29 protein-coding genes are annotated in these 23,960 nt (G+C 40.3%); all 29 read left to right on the top strand.

What is annotated here, in order from left to right:
- Positions 1-74: 74 nt before the first annotated feature.
- The 29 genes from rplF to BMZ41_RS11205 all read left to right on the top strand — a co-directional run bounded on the left by rplF (position 75) and on the right by BMZ41_RS11205 (position 23,936).
- Positions 75-614: a 50S ribosomal protein L6 gene (gene rplF, locus BMZ41_RS11345; protein ID WP_015548346.1), complete on the top strand. Its 540-nt coding sequence runs from the start codon at positions 75-77 to the stop codon at positions 612-614.
- Between the two features lie 18 nt (positions 615-632).
- Entirely contained in the window at positions 633-1,001 is a 369-nt protein-coding gene (gene rplR / locus BMZ41_RS11340; RefSeq protein WP_015548345.1) for a 50S ribosomal protein L18, read from the top strand.
- Positions 1,002-1,012: 11 nt separating this feature from the next.
- A complete protein-coding gene (rpsE, locus tag BMZ41_RS11335; RefSeq protein ID WP_090169217.1) occupies positions 1,013-1,522 on the top strand; it encodes a 30S ribosomal protein S5 in 510 nt (169 codons plus the stop codon).
- Between the two features lie 14 nt (positions 1,523-1,536).
- A complete protein-coding gene (gene rpmD / locus BMZ41_RS11330) occupies positions 1,537-1,722 on the top strand; it encodes a 50S ribosomal protein L30 (RefSeq protein ID WP_015548343.1) in 186 nt (61 codons plus the stop codon).
- 17 nt (positions 1,723-1,739) lie between these two features.
- Positions 1,740-2,183 carry a 50S ribosomal protein L15 gene (gene rplO / locus BMZ41_RS11325; RefSeq protein WP_090169219.1) on the top strand — a complete coding sequence of 148 codons (444 nt, stop codon included), beginning with the start codon at positions 1,740-1,742 and terminating at the stop codon, positions 2,181-2,183.
- 1 nt (position 2,184) lies between these two features.
- Positions 2,185-3,498, top strand: coding sequence for a preprotein translocase subunit SecY (gene secY, locus BMZ41_RS11320; protein WP_090169221.1), 1,314 nt, complete (start codon positions 2,185-2,187; stop codon positions 3,496-3,498).
- A gap of 107 nt (positions 3,499-3,605) precedes the next feature.
- Entirely contained in the window at positions 3,606-4,250 is a 645-nt protein-coding gene (locus tag BMZ41_RS11315; protein ID WP_090169224.1) for an adenylate kinase, read from the top strand.
- A gap of 1 nt (position 4,251) precedes the next feature.
- Positions 4,252-5,052, top strand: coding sequence for a type I methionyl aminopeptidase (gene map / locus BMZ41_RS11310; protein WP_090169227.1), 801 nt, complete (start codon positions 4,252-4,254; stop codon positions 5,050-5,052).
- Positions 5,043-5,309 carry a KOW domain-containing RNA-binding protein gene (locus BMZ41_RS11305; protein WP_090169229.1) on the top strand — a complete coding sequence of 89 codons (267 nt, stop codon included), beginning with the start codon at positions 5,043-5,045 and terminating at the stop codon, positions 5,307-5,309. The genes map and BMZ41_RS11305 overlap by 10 nt, the downstream gene beginning before the upstream one ends.
- On the top strand, positions 5,302-5,520 hold the full coding sequence (gene infA / locus BMZ41_RS11300) for a translation initiation factor IF-1 (RefSeq protein ID WP_015548337.1): 219 nt from the start codon (positions 5,302-5,304) through the stop codon (positions 5,518-5,520). Before BMZ41_RS11305 ends, infA begins: the two co-directional genes overlap by 8 nt.
- Before the next feature lie 131 nt (positions 5,521-5,651).
- Complete coding sequence (gene rpmJ, locus BMZ41_RS11295) at positions 5,652-5,765, top strand: 50S ribosomal protein L36 (protein WP_004604068.1); 114 nt, start codon at positions 5,652-5,654, stop codon at positions 5,763-5,765.
- Between the two features lie 210 nt (positions 5,766-5,975).
- A complete protein-coding gene (gene rpsM / locus BMZ41_RS11290) occupies positions 5,976-6,344 on the top strand; it encodes a 30S ribosomal protein S13 (RefSeq protein ID WP_028234412.1) in 369 nt (122 codons plus the stop codon).
- 35 nt (positions 6,345-6,379) lie between these two features.
- Positions 6,380-6,772, top strand: a complete 393-nt coding sequence (gene rpsK, locus BMZ41_RS11285; RefSeq protein ID WP_015548335.1) for a 30S ribosomal protein S11 — start codon at positions 6,380-6,382, stop codon at positions 6,770-6,772.
- 16 nt (positions 6,773-6,788) lie between these two features.
- Positions 6,789-7,382, top strand: coding sequence for a 30S ribosomal protein S4 (gene rpsD / locus BMZ41_RS11280; RefSeq protein WP_028248319.1), 594 nt, complete (start codon positions 6,789-6,791; stop codon positions 7,380-7,382).
- A gap of 156 nt (positions 7,383-7,538) precedes the next feature.
- Positions 7,539-8,498: a DNA-directed RNA polymerase subunit alpha gene (locus BMZ41_RS11275; RefSeq protein WP_072914929.1), complete on the top strand. Its 960-nt coding sequence runs from the start codon at positions 7,539-7,541 to the stop codon at positions 8,496-8,498.
- 141 nt (positions 8,499-8,639) lie between these two features.
- On the top strand, positions 8,640-9,164 hold the full coding sequence (locus BMZ41_RS11270) for a bL17 family ribosomal protein (RefSeq protein WP_090169231.1): 525 nt from the start codon (positions 8,640-8,642) through the stop codon (positions 9,162-9,164).
- 181 nt (positions 9,165-9,345) lie between these two features.
- Complete coding sequence (locus BMZ41_RS11265; RefSeq protein ID WP_090529711.1) at positions 9,346-10,686, top strand: MATE family efflux transporter; 1,341 nt, start codon at positions 9,346-9,348, stop codon at positions 10,684-10,686.
- Positions 10,687-10,787: 101 nt separating this feature from the next.
- Positions 10,788-11,816, top strand: a complete 1,029-nt coding sequence (locus BMZ41_RS11260; protein ID WP_090529707.1) for an ABC transporter substrate-binding protein — start codon at positions 10,788-10,790, stop codon at positions 11,814-11,816.
- 76 nt (positions 11,817-11,892) lie between these two features.
- Positions 11,893-12,822: an ABC transporter permease gene (locus BMZ41_RS11255; RefSeq protein WP_090169236.1), complete on the top strand. Its 930-nt coding sequence runs from the start codon at positions 11,893-11,895 to the stop codon at positions 12,820-12,822.
- A complete protein-coding gene (locus tag BMZ41_RS11250; RefSeq protein ID WP_090169238.1) occupies positions 12,815-13,612 on the top strand; it encodes an ABC transporter ATP-binding protein in 798 nt (265 codons plus the stop codon). Before BMZ41_RS11255 ends, BMZ41_RS11250 begins: the two co-directional genes overlap by 8 nt.
- Positions 13,613-13,760: 148 nt before the next feature.
- The gene (gene ftsH, locus BMZ41_RS11245; RefSeq protein ID WP_090169240.1) at positions 13,761-15,770 is read left to right on the top strand and encodes an ATP-dependent zinc metalloprotease FtsH; all 2,010 of its coding nucleotides are present in this window, start codon (positions 13,761-13,763) and stop codon (positions 15,768-15,770) included.
- A gap of 3 nt (positions 15,771-15,773) precedes the next feature.
- Entirely contained in the window at positions 15,774-17,624 is a 1,851-nt protein-coding gene (uvrC, locus tag BMZ41_RS11240) for an excinuclease ABC subunit UvrC (protein WP_090529704.1), read from the top strand.
- 56 nt (positions 17,625-17,680) lie between these two features.
- Entirely contained in the window at positions 17,681-18,616 is a 936-nt protein-coding gene (hprK, locus tag BMZ41_RS11235; RefSeq protein ID WP_090169244.1) for an HPr(Ser) kinase/phosphatase, read from the top strand.
- A 77-nt stretch (positions 18,617-18,693) separates the two neighbouring features.
- Positions 18,694-20,091, top strand: a complete 1,398-nt coding sequence (locus tag BMZ41_RS11230) for an aminopeptidase (protein ID WP_090169246.1) — start codon at positions 18,694-18,696, stop codon at positions 20,089-20,091.
- On the top strand, positions 20,084-21,019 hold the full coding sequence (murB, locus tag BMZ41_RS11225) for a UDP-N-acetylmuramate dehydrogenase (protein WP_090169248.1): 936 nt from the start codon (positions 20,084-20,086) through the stop codon (positions 21,017-21,019). Before BMZ41_RS11230 ends, murB begins: the two co-directional genes overlap by 8 nt.
- Positions 21,016-21,888, top strand: a complete 873-nt coding sequence (gene rapZ / locus BMZ41_RS11220) for an RNase adapter RapZ (RefSeq protein ID WP_090169250.1) — start codon at positions 21,016-21,018, stop codon at positions 21,886-21,888. Before murB ends, rapZ begins: the two co-directional genes overlap by 4 nt.
- Positions 21,889-22,731, top strand: a complete 843-nt coding sequence (gene whiA, locus BMZ41_RS11215) for a DNA-binding protein WhiA (protein ID WP_090529701.1) — start codon at positions 21,889-21,891, stop codon at positions 22,729-22,731.
- A 41-nt stretch (positions 22,732-22,772) separates the two neighbouring features.
- Positions 22,773-23,021, top strand: a complete 249-nt coding sequence (locus tag BMZ41_RS11210; RefSeq protein ID WP_072914887.1) for an HPr family phosphocarrier protein — start codon at positions 22,773-22,775, stop codon at positions 23,019-23,021.
- 21 nt (positions 23,022-23,042) lie between these two features.
- Positions 23,043-23,936: a diacylglycerol/lipid kinase family protein gene (locus BMZ41_RS11205; RefSeq protein ID WP_090169253.1), complete on the top strand. Its 894-nt coding sequence runs from the start codon at positions 23,043-23,045 to the stop codon at positions 23,934-23,936.
- The last annotated feature ends 24 nt before the right edge of the window (positions 23,937-23,960 follow it).

Here is a 23,960-nt window from a genome sequence, read left to right as displayed (position 1 = left end):
ATACAGTGCATTAAGAGGGGACCCATTTATGGGGAGATTTCTTATTGCTAACACATATTTAAGGAGGTACGGGCATGTCACGTATAGGAAGAATGCCAATCGCAGTTCCAGCTGGTGTTACAGTTGAGATTGCAGAAAATAATCATGTGACTGTAAAAGGTCCTAAGGGTACTCTTGAGAGAACACTTCCATCAGAGATGGATATTAAGCTTGAGGGTGCAGAAGTTGTTGTTACTAGACCTAATGATTTAAAGAAGATGAAGTCTTTACATGGTCTTACAAGAACACTTATCAACAACATGGTTGTTGGTGTTACTGATGGCTATGAGAAGACTCTTGAGGTTAACGGTGTAGGTTACAGAGCATCAAAGGCTGGTAAGAAGCTTACTCTTAACCTTGGTTACTCACACCCAGTTGAGATGGAAGATCCAGAGGGTATCGAGTCAACTGTTGACGGAAATAAAATTATCATCAAGGGTATCGACAAGGAAAAGGTTGGTCAGTACGCTGCCAACATCAGAGATAAGAGAAGACCTGAGCCATACAAGGGTAAGGGTATTAAGTACTCTGATGAAGTTATTAGACGTAAAGTCGGTAAGACCGGTAAGAAATAGTAAAGGAGTGAATGTAAAATGGTAAGTAAGAAATCTAGATCAGTAGTTCGCCAGACAAAGCATAGAAGACTTCGTAACACTCTAGCCGGTACTGCAGAAAGACCACGTTTAGCAGTGTTCAGAAGCAACAATCACATGTATGTTCAGGTTATCGATGATACATGTGGAAATACACTCGTTTCAGCATCTACTCTTGACGCAGACGTTAAGGCAGATCTTGCAAAGACAAATAACGTAGAAGCTGCTTCAAAGCTTGGTACAGTTATTGCAAAGAAGGCACAGGAAAAGGGAATCAAGGAAGTCGTATTCGACAGAGGTGGTTACATTTATGCCGGCAAGGTTGCAGCTCTTGCAGACGCAGCTAGAGAAGCTGGATTAGAATTCTAGGAGGAGAACACATGAAACGTGAAATCATTGACGCTAGCCAGTTAGAGTTAACTGAGCAGGTTGTAGAAATTAAGCGTGTAACAAAGGTTGTTAAGGGTGGACGTAACATGCGTTTCACAGCTCTTGTTGTAGTAGGCGATAAGAACGGACACGTTGGCGCTGGACTTGGCAAGGCAGCTGAAATTCCTGAAGCTATCCGCAAGGGTAAGGAAGATGCAATGAAGAAGCTCATCACAGTTAAGCTTGATGACAACCACAGTATTACACATGACATTCAGGGTAAGCACACAGGTGCTTCTGTCCTTCTTAAGAAGGCTCCAGAAGGTACTGGTATCATCGCTGGTGGTCCAGCACGTGCCGTATGTGAGCTTGCAGGTATCGGAAACATCCGTACAAAGTCACTTGGATCATCAAATAAGCAGAACGTTGTTCTTGCTACTATCGAAGGACTTAGACTTCTTAAGTCACCTGAGGAAGTAGCTAAGGCTCGTGGCAAGAAGGTTGAAGACATTCTTGCTTAAGGAGGAAAGTTAAAATGGCAGAGAAGAAGTTAAGAGTAACACTCGTAAAGTCTACAATCGGTGCTGTTCCAAAGAACAAGAAGACTGTAGAAGCACTTGGCCTTAGAAAGGTCAATAAGACTGTTGAGCTTCCTGACAACGACAGCGTTCGCGGAATGCTTAGAATGGTCAATCACTTAGTAAAAGTTGAAGAAATTTAATAGAAGGAGGTGCCATAATGGATTTATCTAACTTACAGCCAGCAGAAGGCTCAAAGCATAGCGATAATTTCAGAAGAGGCCGTGGACACGGTTCAGGAAATGGCAAGACTGCTGGTAAGGGTCATAAGGGACAGAAGGCTCGTTCTGGCGGAAGCATTAGACTTGGATTCGAAGGTGGACAGATGCCTTTATACAGACGTCTTCCTAAGCGTGGTTTCAAGAACAGAAATACAAAGGAAATCGTTGGTATCAATGTTTCTTATTTAGAGAGATTTGATAATGGTGCTACTGTAACTGTTGAGACACTTATCGAGAGCGGTATCATTAAGAACCCTCGCGATGGCGTTAAAATCCTTGGTGGCGGCGAGCTTACAAAGAAGCTCAACGTTAAGGCTAACGGATTTAGCGCAAGTGCAAAGGAAAAGATTGAAGCTTTAGGCGGAACTGTAGAGGTGATCTAATATGCTTCAAACACTACGCGATGCTTTTAAAATTAAAGATTTAAGAAGACGAATTGGTTTTACATTTTTAATGCTTATTGTTGTTAGGCTTGGAAGCTTGCTTCCAGTGCCTGGCATCAACGGCAGTGCCTTTAGCAGTCTCTTCGCGGATAGTGACAGTGCATTGAATTTCTTCGATTCAATCACTGGTGGTTCTTTTTCAGCAATGTCAGTATTTGCACTGAACATTACACCATACATTACCTCTTCAATTATTATGCAGTTGCTTACAATTGCATTTCCTAAATTAGAAGAGATGCAGCGAGATGGTGAAGCTGGTCGAAAGAAGATGACTCAGATTACACGTTATCTTACAATCGGCTTAGCACTGGGGGAATCTATTGCTATGGCAATTGGTTTTGGAAGAAGCGGATACCTTGTAGCTTATAATCCATTATATGTTATTTTAGTTGTAGCTTCTCTTACAGCAGGTTCTGCAGTCCTTATGTGGATTGGTGAGAGAATTACAGAAAGAGGAATCGGAAATGGTATTTCAATAGTTCTTACTATTAACATTATCAGCCGTATCCCATCTGATTTAACAAAGCTTTATGAGCAGTTCATGAAGGGTAAGACAGTACCAAAGGCAACTCTTGCTGGAATTATTATTGCAGCAATCATCGTTGCACTTGTAGTATTTGTTGTTATTTTACAGAGCGCAGAAAGACGTATCCCAGTACAGTATTCCAATAAAATTCAGGGTAGAAGACAGGTTGGCGGAAATTCATCTGTAATTCCTATGAAGGTTAATACAGCAGGTGTTATCCCAGTTATCTTCGCACAGTCCCTGTTACAGACTCCAATAATGCTTGTTCAGCTTTTCGATAAGAACGGCGTTCAGGGATTCTGGGGTAAAGTATTAAATGCTATGAATCAGTCTAACTGGTTTAACCCAGGAAATTGGGTAAATACAATTGGTGCAGTTGTTTATGTACTTCTCATCATTGGATTTGCTTATTTCTACACAGAGATTACATTCAATCCACTTGAGATTGCTGAGAATCTTAAGCGTTCAGGCGGATTTATCCCTGGTATTAGACCAGGAAAGCCAACTTCAGATTACTTAACAAGCATTCTGAAGCACATCATTTTCATTGGTGCTATTGGCCTTTCAATCGTAGCTATCCTACCACTCATCTTTAATGGTTTACTTGGCGCTAGCGTTTCATTTGGTGGAACATCAATCATCATTATTGTTGGTGTTATCGTTGAGACACTTAAGCAGGTTGAATCACAGATGATGGTTCGTAATTACAAAGGATTTTTAAATGACTAATCGTCATTAAGATACCGAGGGAGATACGTGATTTTCACGTATCTCTTAAGGTGTTTTTAAGAGAAAAATTTATATGACAATCTACTATGCAGGAGGTTTTTATAAAAATGAAGATTATTATGTTAGGTGCACCTGGTGCAGGCAAAGGAACACAGGCAAAGCAGATTGCCTCTAAGTATTCTATTCCTCACATTTCGACAGGTGATATATTCCGTGCTAACATTAAAAACGGTACAGAACTTGGCAAGAAGGCAAAGGAATACATGGATCAGGGTTTGCTTGTTCCAGATGAACTTACATGTGATCTTGTTATGGACCGTATTGCACAGGATGATGCAAAAAATGGATTTGTATTAGATGGATTCCCAAGAACAATTCCTCAGGCAGAGGCTCTTGACGCAGCTCTTACAAAGATTGGCCAGTCAATGGACTTCGCAATCGATGTAGACGTTCCAGATGAGAACATCATCAACAGAATGTCAGGGCGTAGAGCTTGCCTTAACTGTGGTGCTACATATCACATCGTTTCTATTCCACCTAAGAAGGAAGGAATTTGCGATACTTGTGGTAACGAGCTTGTACTTAGAGAAGATGACAAGCCTGAGACAGTTAAGAAGAGACTTGATGTATATCATGATCAGACACAGCCACTTATTGATTACTATAATGGTAAGGGTATTCTTAAGTCTGTTGATGGTACACAGCCAATGGAAAAAGTTTTTGAGGATATCACAGCTATTTTAGGAGCTTAAGATGTCGGAAGTTATAACTATTAAAACTGAAGAAGAAATTCAATTAATGAGAGAAGCTGGAAAGATTCTTGCTCAGGTTCATGAGACTCTTGCAAAAGAGATTCATGAAGGTATGTCTACTTTAGATGTAGATAGACTGGGTGAGGAAGTCATTAGAAGTTATGGCTGCGAGCCAAACTTCAAGGGCTTATATGGCTATCCAGGAAGCGTTTGTGTTTCTGTTAATGATGAAGTGGTTCATGGCATACCAACAGCAGATCACATTTTAGTAAATGGTGATATTGTTAGTTTGGACACAGGAGTTTTGTATAAAGGCTATCACTCAGATGCAGCTCGTACAGTTGGTGTCGGAGAGATTAGCGAAGAAGCAAGACTTCTTATAGAAAGAACACGACAGTCTTTCTTTCAGGGAATGAAATTTGCTACAGCTGGAAATCATCTTTATGATATTTCCGGAGCGATTGGCGATTATGCCGAGAGCTTTGGATATGGAGTTGTCAGAGATTTGGTTGGCCATGGTATTGGTCGTTCCTTACATGAGGCTCCAGAGATTCCAAACTTCCGTCGTAGATTTAGAAAAGGACCTAAGCTTTTAAAGGGTATGACTCTTGCAGTTGAACCAATGATTAATGCAGGTGGTCCTGATGTAGCTTGGATGGATGATGAGTGGACAGTTGTTACAATGGATGAGTCTTTATCAGCTCATTATGAAAATACAATTGTTATAACAGATGGAGCTCCAGAGATTCTTACACTTACTCCAACAGAGCTTTCAAATCCGGAGGGAAATAAATGGATTTAATGCTTGCAACATCAAAGGCAGGTCATGATAGAAATCAGGTGTTTGTTATTATTGAAGAAACAGATGATTTTTACTTGATTGCAAATGGTACAACAAAGCCAATTGCAAAGCCTAAGAAAAAGAAAAAGATTCATTTACAACTTATAAAAAATATTCCATCAGAAGTGTTGGATGAAATCCAGGATAAAGAAGCGCTGGATGATATAACTATTAAAAGAATTCTTAAGGTTTATAATAGGAGGAACCAAGATGTCTAAGGCAGATGTTATTGAAGTAGAGGGAGTTGTTGTTGAAAAACTTCCAAACGCTATGTTTAAGGTAGAGCTTGAGAATGGTCACCAGATTCTTGCTCACATCAGTGGTAAGTTAAGACAGAATTACATTCGTATCTTACCAGGTGATAAGGTTACAATCGAAATGAGTCCATACGATCTTTCAAAAGGAAGAATTATTTGGAGAGATAAGTAACAAATAGTTATTGAAAAAAGTTATTGACATACTGACAAACGGTCGCTATACTATTAAGCGGACGTTTTTAGAATGTTCAAATAAAAGTTGACCACAACCTTTGAAAAAAGGGCATGGAAAGGAGGAAAATCGTGAAAGTAAGATCTTCTGTAAAGCCTATGTGCGAGAAGTGCAAGGTCATCAAAAGAAAGGGTAGCATTCGCATCATTTGTGAAAACCCAAAGCATAAGCAGCGTCAGGGTTAATTCCTGATTAGTTTATGTAATGCATTTATTATGTGCGGCTGCAGCCTAAAGAGTATCTAATTTAGGCTGTTCATAATAAAACGGCCCATCATACCGGGGCCACTTTGGACAAGATATGGGATATGCACACATTTCAGGCCGATTTTTCGGAGCTGCATTATTTTATATCGCTTATTAATTGTAGAAATATTTATGGAGGTGTAAACACACATGGCTCGTATTGCAGGTGTAGATTTACCAAGAGACAAGAGAATTGAAATTGGTTTAACTTACATTTACGGAATTGGTAGAGTAAGCTCAAACAAAGTTCTTGAGGCAGCTGGCGTAGATCCTAACACACGTGTTAAGGATTTAACTGATGAAGAAGTTAAGAAGATCAGCACAGTTATCGATGAGACATTAACTGTAGAAGGTGATCTTAGAAGAGAAGTTGCCCTTGATATCAAGAGACTTCAGGAAATCGGATGCTATAGAGGAATCCGTCATAGAAAGGGTCTTCCTGTTCGTGGACAGAAGACTAAGACAAACGCTCGTACTCGTAAGGGTCCAAAGCGTACAGTAGCAAATAAGAAGAAGTAATTATTTTAATAGAAAGAAAGTAGGTTAGTTTAATTATGGCTAAAGTTGCAAAGAAGACAACAAAAAAGCGTGTAAAGAAAAACGTTGAACACGGACAGGTACATGTTCAGGCATCTTTCAATAACACTATCGTTACTATTACAGATGCTCAGGGTAACGCTCTTTCATGGGCAAGTGCTGGTGGTCTAGGATTTAGAGGTTCAAGAAAATCTACTCCATATGCTGCACAGATGGCAGCAGAGACAGCAGTTAAGGCTGCATTAGTTCACGGTTTAAAGAGTGTAGATGTATTCGTTAAGGGACCAGGTTCAGGACGTGAAGCTGCAATCAGAGCAATCGATGCAAATGGCGTTCAGGTTCTTACAATCAAGGATGTTACTCCAGTTCCACACAACGGATGTCGTCCACCAAAGCGTAGAAGAGTCTAATTAGGAGGAAAATCTAATGGCAGTTAATAAGACACCAGTTCTTAAAAGATGTAGATCTCTTGATTTAGATCCTACATTTTTAGGATATGATAAAAAGTCACGTAGACAGAAGAATAGAGGAAGAGGTAAGAAGTCTGAGTACGCTCTTCAGCTTCAGGAGAAGCAGAAGGCTAAGTTCATCTATGGCGTACTTGAGAAGCCTTTCCGTAATTATTATGAGAAGGCAGACCGTCAGAAGGGCATGACAGGTGAGAACCTTATGACAATGCTTGAGAGCCGTCTTGATAACGTAGTATTCCGTATGGGATTCGCACGTACAAGAAAGGAAGCTCGTCAGGTTGTTGATCACAAGATGTTCCTTGTAAACGGAAAGCCAGTTAACATCCCTTCATACCTTGTAAAGGCTGGAGATGTTATCGAAGTTCGCGAGAAGTCAAAGAGCATTCAGAGATTCAAGGATATCACTGAGGTAACAGCTGGTAGAACAGTTCCTGAGTGGGTTGACGTTGACGCTGAGAACCTTAAGGGTACAGTTAAGGAGCTTCCTAACAGAGAGCAGATCGATGTTCCTGTAGACGAGATGCTTATCGTCGAGTTATATTCAAAATAATAAATTTTAGTAAATTATTACAAAAAGCACTTATACAAGCTTGCTTGTATAAGTGCGATTTGTTAAAATTTTTCTATACGGCATAAGCAGATTCAGAATATTTTTAAAATATTCTGTTTTTTAGAGTCTAGCAAACTATATTAAGGAGGCAATGTAGTGTTAAATTTTGAAAACCCAAATATTGAAATCGCTGAGATTTCTGAGGACAAAAAATACGGCAGATTCGTTGTAGAGCCTCTTGAGAGAGGTTATGGTATAACACTTGGCAATTCTCTTCGTAGAATTATGCTTTCATCTCTGCCAGGAGCTGCAGTTAGCCAGATTAAGATTGAGGGCGTTCTTCATGAGTTTAGTGCCATCCCAGGCGTTAAGGAAGACGTTACAGAAATCGTTATGAATATCAAGGAGCTTGCTATTAGAAATAATAGTAGTTCAGATGAGCCAAAGACAGCATATATCGAGTTCGAGGGAGAAGGAGTAGTAACAGCTGCTGATATCCAGGTTGACTCTGATATCGAGATTATTAACCCTGATCTTGTAATTGCTCACCTTAATGGTGGCAATGATTGCAAGCTTTATATGGAGCTTACAATTACAAAGAACCGTGGTTATATTTCAGCAGATAAGAACAAGACTCCAGATACTCCAATCGGCAAGATTGCAGTTGACTCAATTTACACACCAGTAGAGCGTGTAAATATGACAGTTGAAGACACTCGTGTAGGCCAGGTTACAGATTATGACAAGCTTACACTTGATGTATACACAAATGGTACTATGGGTCCTGATGAGGCCGTATCTATGGCTGCAAAGGTACTCAGTGAGCACCTTAACTTATTCGTTAATCTTTCAGAGGCTGCTCAGGATCTCAGTGTTATCGCTGACAAGCCTGATGATACAACAGGTAAGACTCTTGAGATGAGCATTGATGAACTTGAGCTTTCAGTTCGTTCATACAACTGCTTAAAGAGAGCTGGTATCAACACAGTAGCAGAGCTTTGCGACAAGTCACCTGATGATATGATGAAGGTACGTAACCTTGGTCGCAAGTCTATGGAAGAAGTAGAGCAGAAGCTTAGCGAGCTTGGTCTTTCACTTAGATTAATTGAAGACTAATTCGCTTAGTGATATTTAAGTAACAGGAAATAATACGTGAAATATAAGACCGATGAGCATTTTCGCGCATGCCTTTCCATTAATCGAGTTACGGGGTAAGACCGATGAGCACCTGTGACGCCAGTTTTAAGGAGAAAAGAAATGGCAAAGTACAGAAAGTTAAGCAGAACATCTTCACAGAGAAAAGCACTTTTAAGAAATCAGGTAACTGAGCTTCTTTATCACGGAAAGATCGTTACAACTGAGGCTAAGGCTAAGGAAGTAAAGAAGATTGCAGAGCACATCATTACACTTGGTATCAAGGAAAAGGATAACTTCGAAGAGGTTACAGTTCAGGCTAAGGTGGCTCGCAAGGATAAAGATGGTAAGAGAGTAAAGGAAGTTGTTGATGGCAAGAAGGTTACTGTATACGATACAGTAGACAAGAAGATCAAGAAGGATTCAGCTTCAAGACTTCACGCTCGTCGTCAGATGATGCAGGTTCTTTACACTCCAACAGCTAAGGGTGCTAAGAAGTCAGAGTCACACAAGGTTGACATGGCTAACTTCGTATTCGATGAGATCGCTCCAAAGTACGTTGATCGTAAGGGTGGTTACACACGTATCGTTAAGATCGGACCACGTAAGGGCGATGCAGCTATGGAAGTTGTTCTTGAGTTAGTATAATTTGAGACTTTCATTAATCCCAGAACAGATATTGTTCTGGGATTTTTTTGCACATTTTTTAGGAAAAATTCATATCAAATAAAAATTAGATATTGTATTATGAAGGCATAAACAATTAAATGGAGCAAAACACATATAGTCTTCAAAATTTAATTAATCTATAGATAAAAGAGGGAATGCTATGGCAGCTGATTCTACAAAAAAGTTAACTGAGGGAAATCCATTAACTCTTATATTGGGATTTTCTATCCCTATGTTGGCAGGTTTATTATTTCAACAAATGTATAGCTTGGTTGACACAATCATTGTTGGACAGACCTTAGGCGATAGCGCACTGGCTGCTGTTGGTTCCACTGGCTCTATCAATTTTCTTATAAATGGATTCTGCATAGGTGTATGTTCAGGTTTTGCTATTCCAGTTGCACAGCGCTTTGGAGCAGAGTCTTATGATTCTATGAGAAAGTTTGTAGGTAATTCTATAATTCTTTCAGTAATATTTTCTCTTATGCTCACCATAATTGTCTCAATCTTTTGTTATCAAATATTAGCGATAATGCAGACTCCTGATGACATTATCGATTTAGCGTATTCATATATTTCAATAATATTCTTTGGTATTCCAGTAACTTTTCTTTACAATTTAACAGCAGGTATAATGCGCTCATTAGGAGATAGTAAGACACCTACATATTTCCTTATTATGGCGGCAGGCATCAATATCGTACTTGATATTGCCTTTATTTTAGGCCTTAAAATGAATGTGGAAGGTCCAGCCTTGGCTACAGTTATATCACAGCTTATTGCAGGTCTAAGCTGTCTTATCTATATGAGAAAGAAGTTCCCTATTTTAAAGATGGCTAAAACTGATATGGTGCTTGGCAAGCATCATACTCAGGTTTTAATTTCCATGGGAATTCCCTTTGGACTTCAATATTCCATTACAGCCATTGGATCTGTAATTCTTCAGACAGCTGTTAACGGACTTGGCACAATTGCTGTAGCATCCATGACAGCAGGTGTAAAAGTATCTATGTTTGTAGTATGTCCGTTTGATGCTTTAGGCGGTACTATGGCCACATATGCAGGTCAGAACGTAGGCGCAAAGAATATACAACGTGTAAAAAGGGGTGTTTGGACAGCACAGCTTCTTGGAACAATATATGCTGTTATTATATTCGTGATTTTATTCTTCTCAGGAAGATATATCCTTAGATTATTTACGGCAACAGATATAGTAATTGAGCAGGCAATGATGTTCCTGTTAGCAAATGCCATTACCTACACTTTACTAGCCGTAGTTAATATATTTAGATTTGCAATTCAAGGTATGGGATTCTCCACCTTTGCTATATATTCTGGAGTAATGGAAATGATTGCAAGAATTCTAGTAGCCTTTACTTTCGTGCCAATGATAGGTTATGCAGGTGCAATATGGGCCAGCCCTATTGCATGGCTATTTGCAGATATCTTTCTTATCCCAGGATTCTACTGGTGCTGTAAAAAGCTTGATAAGATGTATTAAATACAGAAATAATTTTCCTCCAAAAGCCTTAATTTGACTAATTGACTTTAGCCGTTAAAAGTGCTAAAGTGTACACATTGAATACTAAGGAGGAGAAAAATATGAAGAAGATTGTTAGTCTGATTGCAGTAATGACAATGACACTTTCTTTGGTGGCCTGTGGAACTGATTCTGCTGCTCAGAAAGAAGCTGAGAGCGCATCAGCAGAAGCTGCTACAGAGGCAGCAGCTGATTCGACAGACGATTCAAAGACTTATAATGTAGGGGTTATTCAGCTTGTTCAGCATCCAGCTTTAGATGCAGCTACTCAGGGCTTCCAGGATGCTTTAGTTGAGAAGTTAGGTGACAAGGTAACAGTCACAATCGAGAACGCATCAGGAGATAACGCTACATGCGCTACAATTGCCAATACCTTTGTATCTGATAATGTAGATTTGATAATGGCAAATGCTACACCAGCGTTACAGGCTGCAGCTACAGCTACAAATTCTATTCCAATCGTAGCCACATCTATCACAGATTATGCTTCAGCACTTGATATCGAGAATTGGAGCGGCGCTACTGGAGTAAACGTAACAGGTACATCTGATCTTGCACCACTTGATGGCCAGGCAGAGATGTTAAATGCACTTTTCCCAGACGCAAAAGAAGTTGGTCTTATCTATTGCTCAGGTGAGAAAAACTCTTTATATCAGGCAAAGGAAATCACAAAGTACTTAGAGGAGTACGGTTACAACGTAACAGATTACACTTTTGCTGATTCTGCAGACGTTGCAACAGTTGTACAGTCAGCATGTGGTTCAAGCGACGTTTTATATGTTCCTACAGACAACGTAGCAGCAAACGCAGCAGAGACAATCAATAATGTAGCTTTGACAGCAGGTATTCCTATCATCGCAGGTGAGGAGGGAATCTGTAAAGGTTGTGGTATTGCTACACTTTCAATTTCATATTATGACATCGGATATAATGCAGGTCTCATGGCTTACGAGATTTTAGCAAACGGAAAAGATCCAGCCACATATGATATTGAGTATGCTACAGAGTTTACAAAGGAATATAACAAGAATATCGCTGATAAGCTTGGCATCGAAATTCCAGATGACTATGTAGAAATTGAAATGGAATAAAGAGAAGTATTAAAAATATAAAATTTATTAATACGGGCAAGGCCAGAAGTTTTGGCCTTGCTCTTTGGAGTTTAAAATGGGAATTGAAACATTAATAGCAGGAATGCCAGGTACCGTAGCTCAGGGTATCATCTATGGAATTATGGCACTTGGTATCTTCATCACATTCAAATTATTAAATTTTGCGGATTTGTCAGTGGATGGCTCATTTGCAACGGGCGGCGCAGTAGCTGCTATGGTAATTCTTTCAGGTCACTCATGGGTACTTGCACTTGTGCTTGCCTTTATCGCAGGCGCAGCAGCAGGTCTTATCACCGGAGTGCTTCATACAGTACTTGGAATACCGGATATTTTGGCGGGAATATTAACACAGCTTGCATTGTATTCTATCAATCTTCGCATAGCTAACAATCAGCCTAACACTCCTATTTCTGTAGATAAATATAATTTAGCAGTATCACTTCGATACAAGACAGACGCGCTTATTACAGTAATTGTAATGGCTGCCTTTATCATTGCTCTCATGTACTGGTTCTTCGGTACAGAGATGGGTTCAGCTCTTCGAGCAACAGGAACAAATCCAGCCATGGCAAAGGCGCAGGGAATTAATGTTAATGTAATGAAAGCATTGGGACTTATCATTTCGAATGCATTAGTTGCATTCGCTGGAGCGCTTTTTGCACAGTTTAACGGAAATGCTGACGTAAACATGGGACGTGGTGCTATCGTTATCGGACTTGCATCAATCATCATTGGTGACGTTTTGTGTACAGCGCTGTTTAGAAAGAAGTCTAATTTTGCACTGACGCTTGCATTCGTTATTGTTGGTGGAATTCTCTACTATTTATTTATTGCAATTGTACTTTGGCTCAAGATGCCAGCGAACGATATGAAGCTCTTTACAGCAATTATCGTTGCGGTATTCCTTGCAGTACCATATTTAAAAAATAAGGCGAACAGCTCATTCAGAAAGGCTGCCAGAAGAGGAGGTAAAGGAAATGCTTAATGCTTTTAACTTACAAAAGACCTTCAATCCTGGCACTATAAATGAAAAGATAGCATTGGCTGGTGCCACACTTAATCTTGAGGAGGGAGAGTTCTGTACTGTAATCGGTGGTAATGGTGCAGGAAAATCTACATTCCTTAATGCAGTTGCAGGCGTTTGGCCTGTAGATGGCGGAAGCATCACTATTGATGGAATTGATGTTACAGGACTTCCAGAACATAAGCGTGCAAAATATCTTGGAAGAGTTTTCCAGGATCCAATGACAGGAACTGCAGCCAACATGCAGATTGACGAGAATATGGCTCTTGCAGCCCGCCGTGGAAAAGGCAGAGGCCTTGGCTGGGGCGTTACACGTGCAGAGCGTGCTCGTTATCATGAAATGCTTAAGGAATTAGACTTAGGCCTTGAGGATAGACTTACAGCAAAGGTAGGACTTCTTTCAGGCGGACAGCGTCAGGCTCTTACACTCTTGATGGCTACACTTCAAAAGCCAAAGGTGCTACTTCTTGATGAGCACACCGCAGCTCTTGATCCAAAAACTGCATCAAAGGTTCTTGAAATCACTGATATGCTTATTAAAGAGCATGGCCTTACAGCAATGATGGTCACACACAACATGCGTGATGCTATTAATTACGGAAATCGACTTATCATGATGAATGAAGGTCGAGTAATCCTCAACATCAGCGGTGAGGAAAAGAAGAACCTTACAATTGAAGATCTTCTTCATAAATTTGAAGAAGTATCAGGTACAGAGTTTACTAATGATACAGAAATCCTTTCGAAATAAGATAATAAGACTTAGAGACCTCCAGTTTATGTCTAAACTGGGGGCTTTTTATTTTAATTCTATTAAAAAAGTATTAAATTCGATACTTTTGCCACAAGATATGATAAATTAATATCGTACAAAATTTAATTACGACACGGAGGCAGATGTGAACGAAAATAATAACAACCAAAATGGTGGGGATAAAAAGAATAATCGTCAGCCTTTTTATACATTAGGAATTCTTGTACTTATAGCGCTTTTCTTTACAAGCATGATGTATAAGGGCTCAAGTTCCGGTGGTAATCAGGAAATCACTTACACAGAGTTCTTGACACTGGTTGAGGACGATAAGGTAGATAGCGTCACTTTTAAGGATGATGTTATTAACATTGAGCTTAAAAAGGGCGAGACCTACGGCGTTTCAGAGGAAGATGCAGCAAAGCTTCAGCAGCTTTACGAGGCTACAGGCCAGAGCGCAAAGGCAAGCTTATACACAGCCTATATTAAGGATGATGAGCTTCTTCCACTTTTAAAAAAGCATAATGTTGAAATCGATGGTACAATTGCTGATTCCACAGCAGCTATCATCTACAATATCTTATCCTTTATTCTTCCATTGGTATTGCTTTGGGTAATCCTTGGCTACCTTATGAAGAAAATGGGTGCAGGCCCAATGGGTGTTGGCAAGTCAAATGCCAAGCTTTATAACATGGAAAAAGCTACAGGCATCACCTTCAAGGATGTTGCTGGACAGGATGAGGCTAAGGAATCAGTTCAGGAAATGGTTGATTTCCTCCACAATCCTAAGAAATATACAGAAATCGGTGCCAAGCTTCCAAAGGGTGCACTTCTTGTTGGCCCTCCTGGAACAGGTAAGACTCTTCTTGCAAAGGCAGTTGCTGGTGAGGCGGGAGTTCCATTCTTCTCACTTGCAGGTTCTGATTTCGTAGAGATGTTCGTTGGTGTAGGTGCATCACGTGTGCGTGATCTTTTCAAGGAGGCGCAGAAGGTAGCACCTTGTATCGTATTTATCGATGAGATTGATGCCATCGGTAAGAGCCGTGATGCTCATTATGGCGGTGGTAATGATGAGCGTGAGCAGACACTTAATCAGCTCCTTTCAGAAATGGATGGATTTGATTCTAACAAGGGTCTTCTTATCCTTGCAGCTACAAACCGTCCAGAGGTACTTGATAAAGCATTACTTCGTCCAGGACGTTTTGACAGACGTATTATCGTAGACCGTCCAGATCAGAAGGGACGTCTTGAAATCCTTAAGGTTCATGCCAAGGATGTTAAGATGGACGAATCAGTTGATTTGGATGCACTTGCTCTTGCATCCGTTGGACTTGTTGGTTCAGATTTGGCTAACATTATCAACGAGGCTGCAATCCTTGCAGTTAAGGACAAGAGAAAGTTCGTTAATCAGAAAGACTTATTTGAGGCCTTCGAGCTTGTTGCTGTAGGTGGCAAGGAGAAGAAGGATAGAGCAATGAGTGAGAAGGAACGTAGAATCGTATCTTATCACGAGGTTGGTCATGCACTTGTATCAGCACTCCAGAAGGATGCTGAGCCAGTTCAGAAGATTACAATCGTACCACGTACTATGGGTGCTCTTGGTTACACACTTCAGACTCCAGAGGAGGAGAAGTTCCTTGAGACAAAGGACGAGCTCATTGCAAAGATTGTTACATACATGGGTGGTAGAGCAGCTGAGGATATCAAGTTTGGTTCATTTACATCAGGCGCAGCAAATGATATCGAGCAGGCTACCAAGATTGCCAGAGCGATGGTTACTCGTTTTGGTATGTCAGAGAAGTTTGGCATGATGGGACTAGCTACAGTTGAGAGCCAGTACCTGGATGGCCGTGCATCTCTTATCTGCGGTGAGAATACTGCAGCTCAGATTGATGATGAAGTTCTCAAGATGATTACCGATGCCTATGCAAAGGCTAAGGAGCTTCTCTCAGATAACATGGAAAGCCTTGATAAGATTTCTGAGTATCTCTTTGAAAACGAGACAATTACTGGTAAGGAATTCATGAAGATTTTCAGAGAGATTAAGGGTATTCCTGATCCAGATGCAGAAAAAGAGAAGGAAGAAACATCACAGTTTAAGAGCATCTTTGAAGATGATCCTAATAACGTAGTTACAGATAGTATTTTTGATGAGTAATTTATGGTAACAGAACAAGACTTAAGTAAACTCCCGGACCAACCGGGAGTTTATCTAATGCATGGGAAAAATGATGAGATTATCTATGTAGGCAAGGCGCTGTCTTTGCGCAATAGAGTCCGTCAATACTTTCAGCCTAGTCACGATGAGGGCCTTAAGAAAAAGCAGATGGTTCAGAATATTGATTATTTTGAATTCATCGTTACTGATTCCGAGATGGAAGCCCTCATTTTAGAGTGCAATCTAATAAAGGAATATCGTCCGAAATACAACACAATGCTTCGAGACGATAAGACCTATCCTTACATCGAAGTTACCCTCACAGAGGCTTATCCGAGGGTTCTATTTTCCCGTAAGCTCAAAAAGAATGGAAGCAAATTCTTTGGCCCATTCACATCGGCGGGAGCAGTTCACGACACAATTGATTTAGTTCAGAAATTATATAAGATACGCACTTGCGCGCAAAAGCTTCCTGAGAATTTTGGGAAGAACAGACCATGCTTGAATTATCACATTGGTCAGTGCTTAGGCCCTTGTCAGGGAAATGTTGATAAGGATGAATATCGTAAAAACGTAGACAAAGTGATCGAATTTCTTAACGGAGATTATTACGATACTCTGAAGGATTTAGAAGCAAAAATGTATGCCGCTTCAGAGGAAATGGATTTCGAAAAAGCAGCACTTTATCGTGATTTAATTGAATCTGTCAAGGCATGTGCAGGAAGACAGAAGGCTACACAGCTTGATGGCGAGGATAGGGATATTATTGCTATGGCAAAAGCCACAGAGGATGCTGTTGTTCAGGTATTCTTTATCCGCGGTGGCAAGATGATTGGCCGTGAGCATTTCTTCATTAATGTCAGAGTGGATGACACAGATGAGGAATTATTGCAGTATTTCCTTGAGGATTACTATACAGGAACGCCATTCGTTCCAAGAGAAATTTATGTTCAGTATGATTTGGAAGAAGCCGAGTTGATTGAAACATGGCTGACCAATAAAAAGGGAGCCAGAGTATATCTTAGAACTCCTAAGCGAGGAGCTAAGGAAAAGCTTGTGGAGCTGGCAGCCAAGAATGCTCAGATGGTTCTTGATCAGGACAGAGAGAAAATCAAAAAGGAAGAGGGCCGCACTATTGGTGCCATGAAAGAAATATCAACGCTACTTGGTCTTCCAAATGCCAGCCGAATGGAGGCTTTTGATATTTCCAATATATCTGGCTTCCAGTCAGTAGGTTCAATGGTAGTCTTTGAGAAAGGTAAGCCTAAACGCTCAGATTACCGCAAATTCAAGATAAAAACTGTGGAGGGCCCAAATGATTACGCTTCCATGTACGAAGTCCTTAATCGCCGTTTTTCGCACGGATTAGAGGAATTAGAAGAGAATGGCGGAGTGATCGAGGACAGTTTCACCAAGTATCCAGATGTAATCATGATGGATGGTGGTAAGGGACAGGTGCACATAGCAGAGCAGGTGCTTGCTGAATTAGGACTTCATATTCCTGTCGCCGGCATGGTAAAGGACGACCATCACAGAACCAGAGGGCTATATTTCAGAGATCAGGAATTGCCTATAGACACTCATTCAGAGGGCTTTAAGCTTATCACAAGGCTTCAGGATGAGGCACACAGATTTGCCATTGAGTATCACAGAAGCCTCCGCAGCAAGGGGCAGGTTCACAGCTTCTTGGATGATATTCCGGGAATTGGCCCAAAGCGAAGAAAAGCTCTCATGAAGAGATTTGTGTCAGCTGAGAAAATGGCAGAAGCTACCCTTGAAGAGTTGGCTGCCACAGATGGAATGAATCAGGAGGCAGCTGCCAACGTATTCAATTACTTTCACCCTATGAATTAATTAGAAAATGATATATCATATACTAAGCGATAAGCATTTATAATGGAGGGAATTTTATGGCAGCAAACAAATATGTTACAGTAGCTACTGTCCAGGAAAGATTTAATCTTACAAATTACACACCTGAATTAAACTTGGAGGAGGTAAAGGTTACTTGCTCCGACGTCAACAGACCAGCTCTTCAGCTTCACGGATTCTATGAGCATTTCGAGCCAAGCCGTATTCAGGTTATCGGTAATGTTGAGGCTGCATATATATCAAAGAAGACTGACGAGGAAAAGATCGAGAGCTTTACACAGCTTTTCTCATACGACATTCCTTGTATCATCTTCTGTAGAGGAGAGAAGCCAGCAGACGTTCTTTTAAAGGAGGCTGTTAAGGCAAATGTACCTATTTTAGGAACAGACCGTGCTACATCAGAATTCATGTCAGCACTTATCTTCTCATTGAACAAGGACTTTGCTCCATACACCACTATCCACGGAGTATTGGTTGATGTATACGGCGAGGGCCTTCTTATCACAGGTGAGTCTGGTATCGGTAAGTCAGAGGCAGCTCTTGAGCTTATCAGACGTGGTCACAGACTTGTATCTGATGATGTTGTTGAGATTCGTCGCCCTAACAACGAGAGATTATATGGTCGTGCACCATCTATCACTCAGTACTTAATCGAGCTTAGAGGTATTGGTATCATTGATGTTAAATCTCTTTACGGTGTTGAGGCTGTTAAGGATGAGCAGAGAATCGACCTTGTAATTAAGCTTGAGGATTGGAGCAAGGAAAAGGAATATGACCGTCTTGGCATGACAGATGAGTACATGAATATCCTTGGTATTGATGTTACATGTCATTCGCTTCCAATCAGACCAGGTCGAAATCTTGCAATTATCTGCGAGGCAGCAGCTGTTAACCATCGTCAGAAGAAGATGGGCTATAATGCAGCAGAAGAGCTTTACCGCAGAGTTCAGAACAATATTGCAGGTGAGCAGTAAAAAAAACAATTGCCCTTTAAAGGGTGATTGAGATATATTAAGAAATATTTATTAGAAGTAGGAGTTATTTTTAAGAAATGGAACGTACTAACGCTTGGAGTAAGTATACTTCAGAAAAAGATTTGAAAAAGGTAATGGCATTTGGAGAGGATTACAGAAAGTTCCTTTCACAGTGCAAGACAGAAAGAGAATGTATTGATTTCTTCGTAGAGAAGGCAGAGGCAGCAGGATATATTAATCTTGAGGATGCCATTGCAAAGAATACAAAGCTTAAGGCTGGCGACAAGGTTTATGCTGTAAACAAGGGCAAGATGATGGCTGTATTTAACATCGGTTCTGAGTCTCTTGAGAACGGTCTTAATATCCTTGGTGCACATATCGATAGCCCAAGAATGGATTTAAAGCAGAATCCATTATACGAGGATTCAGATATTGCTATGTTAGATACACACTACTATGGTGGTATCAAGAAATATCAGTGGGTTACTATTCCACTTGCTCTTCACGGTGTTCTTGTTAAGAAGACAGGAGAGGTTGTTAAAGTTAACGTTGGTGAGGACGCTGGAGATCCTGTATTTGGTATCTCAGATCTTCTTATCCACCTTGCAGCAGATCAGATGGACAAGAAGGGTGCTAAGGTTGTAGAAGGTGAAGACCTCAACCTTATCGTAGGAAGCATTCCAGGTTTTGATAAAAAGGGTGAGAAGGAAAAGGAGTCTGTTAAGAAGAACATCCTTAAGCTTCTCAAGGATAAGTATGATGTAGAAGAGGAAGACTTCATTTCAGCAGAAATCGAAGTTGTTCCAGCTGGTGAGGCAAGAGATTTTGGCTTCGACCGTTCTATGATTTTAGGATATGGTCACGATGACAGAGTATGTGCTTACCCATCCTTCATGGCTCTTCTCAACACAACAAAGAAGCTTCCAAAGACAGCTTGTGCACTTCTTGTTGATAAGGAGGAGATTGGTTCTGTTGGTGCAACAGGTATGCAGTCTAAGTTTTTCGAGAACACACTTGCAGAAATCTTCAACCTTATGGGTGATTATTCAGAGCTTAAGCTTAGAAGAGCTCTTACAAACTGCAAGGTACTTTCTTCAGATGTATCTGCAGCTTTCGATCCAAACTATGCATCAGCATTTGAGAAGAATAACTCAGCTTATCTTGGACGTGGTCTTGTATTTAACAAGTACACAGGTGCAAGAGGAAAGAGTGGTTCAAACGATGCTTCAGCAGAGTATGTTGGAGAGGTTAGAGCAATCATGGATAAGGACAAGGTATGCTGGCAGACAGCAGAGCTTGGTAAAGTAGACCAGGGTGGCGGCGGAACAATCGCTTATATCATGGGCAACTACAACATGCAGGTAATTGATTCAGGTGTTGCAGTTCTTTCTATGCATGCACCATGTGAGATTATTTCAAAGGTAGATTTATACGAAGCTTTATTAGGATACGAGGCATTTATTAAGTATGCATAATAGTTTTTCTAAAAAAGATTTTTATAATGAACTGCAGAAGCGTTTTCCTGAGGTAGAGTTCCTTCTTGATGAACCAATGAAGAAGCACACTACCTTCAGGATTGGCGGTCCTGCGGATATTTATGTGGAGCCATCTGTTTCTCAGGTGGTTCCTCTTATTGCTTTCTTAAAAGAGTCTGATGTACCATTTATGGTAATTGGAAATGGAAGTAACCTTCTTGTTTCTGATGATGGAATCGAAGGTGTGGTTATTTCTATGGGCAAGAGCTCCTCAGAAATAATTATTGACGATGCAAAAGGCGAGATTTATGCAGAAGCAGGAGCTATGCTTTCCTCAGTGGCTAATCGTGCTGCAGATGCTGGACTTACAGGCCTTGAGTTCGCTTCAGGTATACCAGGGTCTATCGGGGGTGCTGTGTATATGAATGCAGGCGCTTACGGTGGAGAAATGAAAGATGTTCTTACATCGGTTCAGATTTTAAAAGCCGACGGACAGGTGGAAGATGTATCTGTAGATAAGCTGGATTTATCCTATAGACATTCAGCTCTTATGGAGAATCCTGGAATTGTACTTGGTGCAAAGCTTCAGCTTACGGTTGGAAATGTAGCAGATATAAAAGCAACCATAGATGATATCCGCCAGAAACGCATTGAGAAACAGCCGCTTAATTTCCCTAGCGCGGGTTCAACTTTTAAGCGCCCTGAAGGATATTTTGCAGGAAAACTTATTGATGATACAGGTCTTAGAGGCTATACTGTAGGAGGTGCGCAGGTTTCTGAGAAGCACTGCGGCTTTGTAGTTAATAAATCAGATGCCACAGCTTCAGATGTATTAAAGCTTATGAAGGATGTGGACGAAAAGGTATATGAAAAATTTGGAGTACACCTTACTCCAGAGGTTAGAATTATCGGGAGGAACGTCAATTGAAGCTACTAATTCTTACTGGAATGTCCGGTGCAGGTAAAAGCACAGCGTTTAAAATGTTCGAGGATATGGGATATTATTGCATGGATAATTTGCCTGTACAATTACTGAAGAGTGTAGTGGAATTGGCTGACAATGGCTCCTTTGATAAAAATATTGTAGTCGGAATTGATGTACGTAGTGGCAATGCGATGAAGCTTTTGCCTGATATCCTGCAGGAAATGGACAATGATCAGAAGCAATTTAAGATACTATTTCTCGATGCTGAGGATGATGTCCTTATAAAAAGATATAAGGAGACAAGACGAAATCATCCACTTTCAGGTCGTGAAAGAATTGCAGCAGGAATCAAAGAGGAGAGAGAGTCCATTGGCTTCCTTAGAGAGGATGCAGATTACGTTATTGATACAACACATCTTCTTACCAGAGAGCTTAAGGCAGAGCTGGAGAAGATATTTGTTGATGACGCAGAATACAAGAGCCTGTTTGTTACAATAATATCCTTCGGATTTAAATATGGAATTCCAGAGGATGCGGATTTAGTGTTTGATGTACGTTTCTTACCAAATCCATATTATGACACAGAGCTTCGTCCTTTTACTGGTAACGACCAGCCTATAAAGGATTTCGTATTAAAATATGATGAGGCTAAAATCTTCCTAGAGAAGACAACAGACCTTATCAAATTCCTGATTCCAAACTATATTAATGAAGGAAAGAATCAGCTTGTAATTGCGGTGGGATGCACAGGCGGCAAGCACCGTTCTGTATGTCTTGCAGATGAAATTTTTGAAGCATTAAATGGAGATGAGTCTTACGGACTTAAAATTGAGCATCGAGACATTGGAAAAGATGCTTTGAGAGGGAAATAATTGTCATTTTCAAAAGATGTAAAAGAAGAACTTATTTTGGTTGTTCCAAAAAGTCGACATTGTGTCGTCGCTGAGCTTGCTGGAGTCTTTATGTTACAAGGGCTCGACAGCTTCAGAAAAAAAACAGAAGACCATTTAAATAGAAAAGTCTTTACTTTATTAAAAAATGTATGTAATATAGGGAAAGATGTCATCGTTATTTCTGACGATGTTTTTTTTGAGACGCAAAAAATGCTTAAACTTTCTGAGGATGGACAGATTGTTGATGATATAGTCATTCAGCAGACCTGTTGTAAGAGAGCATTCATCAGAGGCGCATTTTTAGTTGCGGGTTCAATATCAGATCCTAACAAGGGGTACCATTTTGAGATAGTGTGCAACATTCCTCAGCAGGCTAAGCTTTTACAGAAAGCCATGAAGGCCTTTGATGTTGAGGCGAAAATTGTTAAGCGCACTGGTAAACATGTTGTTTACATTAAAGATGGTGCACAGATTGTAGAGATTCTCCGCGTTATGGAGGCAGCGCATTCTGTTATGGATTTGGAAAATATCAGGGTTGTAAAGGAAGTAAGAGGCACCATTAACCGAAAGGTAAACTGTGAAACAGCAAATATTGGCAAGACAGTAAATGCGGCAGTACGTCAGATTGAAGAAATTAATCTGATAAATGAAAAGCTGGGTTTAGAAAACTTACCAGTTCAGTTGCAGGAAATAGCCAATATCAGACTGGCATATCCAGACACGCCATTGGCTGATTTAGGGCAGTTATTGGATCCACCAATCGGAAAGTCAGGAGTTAACCATCGGTTTAAGAAGCTGGCTGCAATAGCAAAGGAATTATAATTAGTCAGCATTAGGTTTTATTAGAAATTCAGGAGGACGTCATGCAAAAAGAAGTTACTATTCAGATGTCAAATTCAATGGAAGCTACACCTATAGCCCATTTAGTTCAGTTAGCAAATAGATTCTCTAGTTCTATTTATTTTGAAATGGATGAGAAAAAGGTCAATGCAAAGAGCATTATGGGTATGATGAGTTTGGTATTAGCTTCTGGCTCGCACGTTGTAATTGATGCAGCAGGAGATGATGAAGAAAAGGCAGTAGCAGAGCTTTCTGATTTTCTTACAAAATAAAGTAATACTTAAGAGGGACATATGTCAAAAAGATTATTATTTATAGCAAACCCTCGCTCAGGCAAGGGGCAAATAAAAGAACATCTGGCTGACATCCTGGATATTATGATTAAGGCTGGCTATCAGGTGAGTGTTCATATCACTCAGGCTGGTGGTGACGCTACAGATCAAACAATTGCACAGGCAGAGAATTTCGATAGAATCGTATGCTCTGGTGGTGATGGTACCTTGGACGAGGTTGTTACCGGTATGATGAAGCTACCATTAGAACAGAGAAAGCCTATAGGATACATTCCTGCAGGCTCTACTAACGATTTCGGAAACTCTCTCGGTATAGATAAGAACATGTTAAATGCAGCGCGTATGAGTGTTTCTGACAACCTGTTTCCATGCGATATAGGCCGTTTTAATTCAGATTCATTCGTTTATGTGGCTGCATTTGGTCTTTTTACAGAGGTTTCTTATGCTACACCACAGGACATGAAAAATATTCTAGGACATGCAGCATATATTATAGAAGGAGCGAAGCAGCTCAGAGATATACCATCTTTCAGGATGCAGGTTGAATATGATGGAAATGTCATTTATGACGAGTTCATTTTTGGAATGATTACCAATTCAAAATCCGTGGGAGGATTCCAGGGTATTATCCGTGGTGACATCGGTTTAAATGATGGTGTATTTGAGGTTACCCTCATAAAAATGCCTCGTAATCCTATTGAGCTTAATGAGATTCTCGGTTTTATGACTGGTATCATTCCAGATTCAGATATGGTTTATGCTTTCCAGTCTGAGGAGATCAAATTTCTAAGTTCTGATGTAGTTCCATGGACTCTCGATGGAGAGTTTGGTGGAAAACATGACGTGGTTGTCATAAAGGATGAGAGCCACGCTGTGGAAATTGCTATTGAATAGAAATTTAGCTTATGCTAAAATTTC

The organism is Pseudobutyrivibrio sp. UC1225, assembly GCF_900115215.1.
Taxonomy (GTDB): Bacteria; Bacillota; Clostridia; order Lachnospirales; family Lachnospiraceae; genus Pseudobutyrivibrio.
Note: the sequence above shows the minus strand (reverse complement) of the source record. Positions and strands in the feature narration are given on the sequence as shown.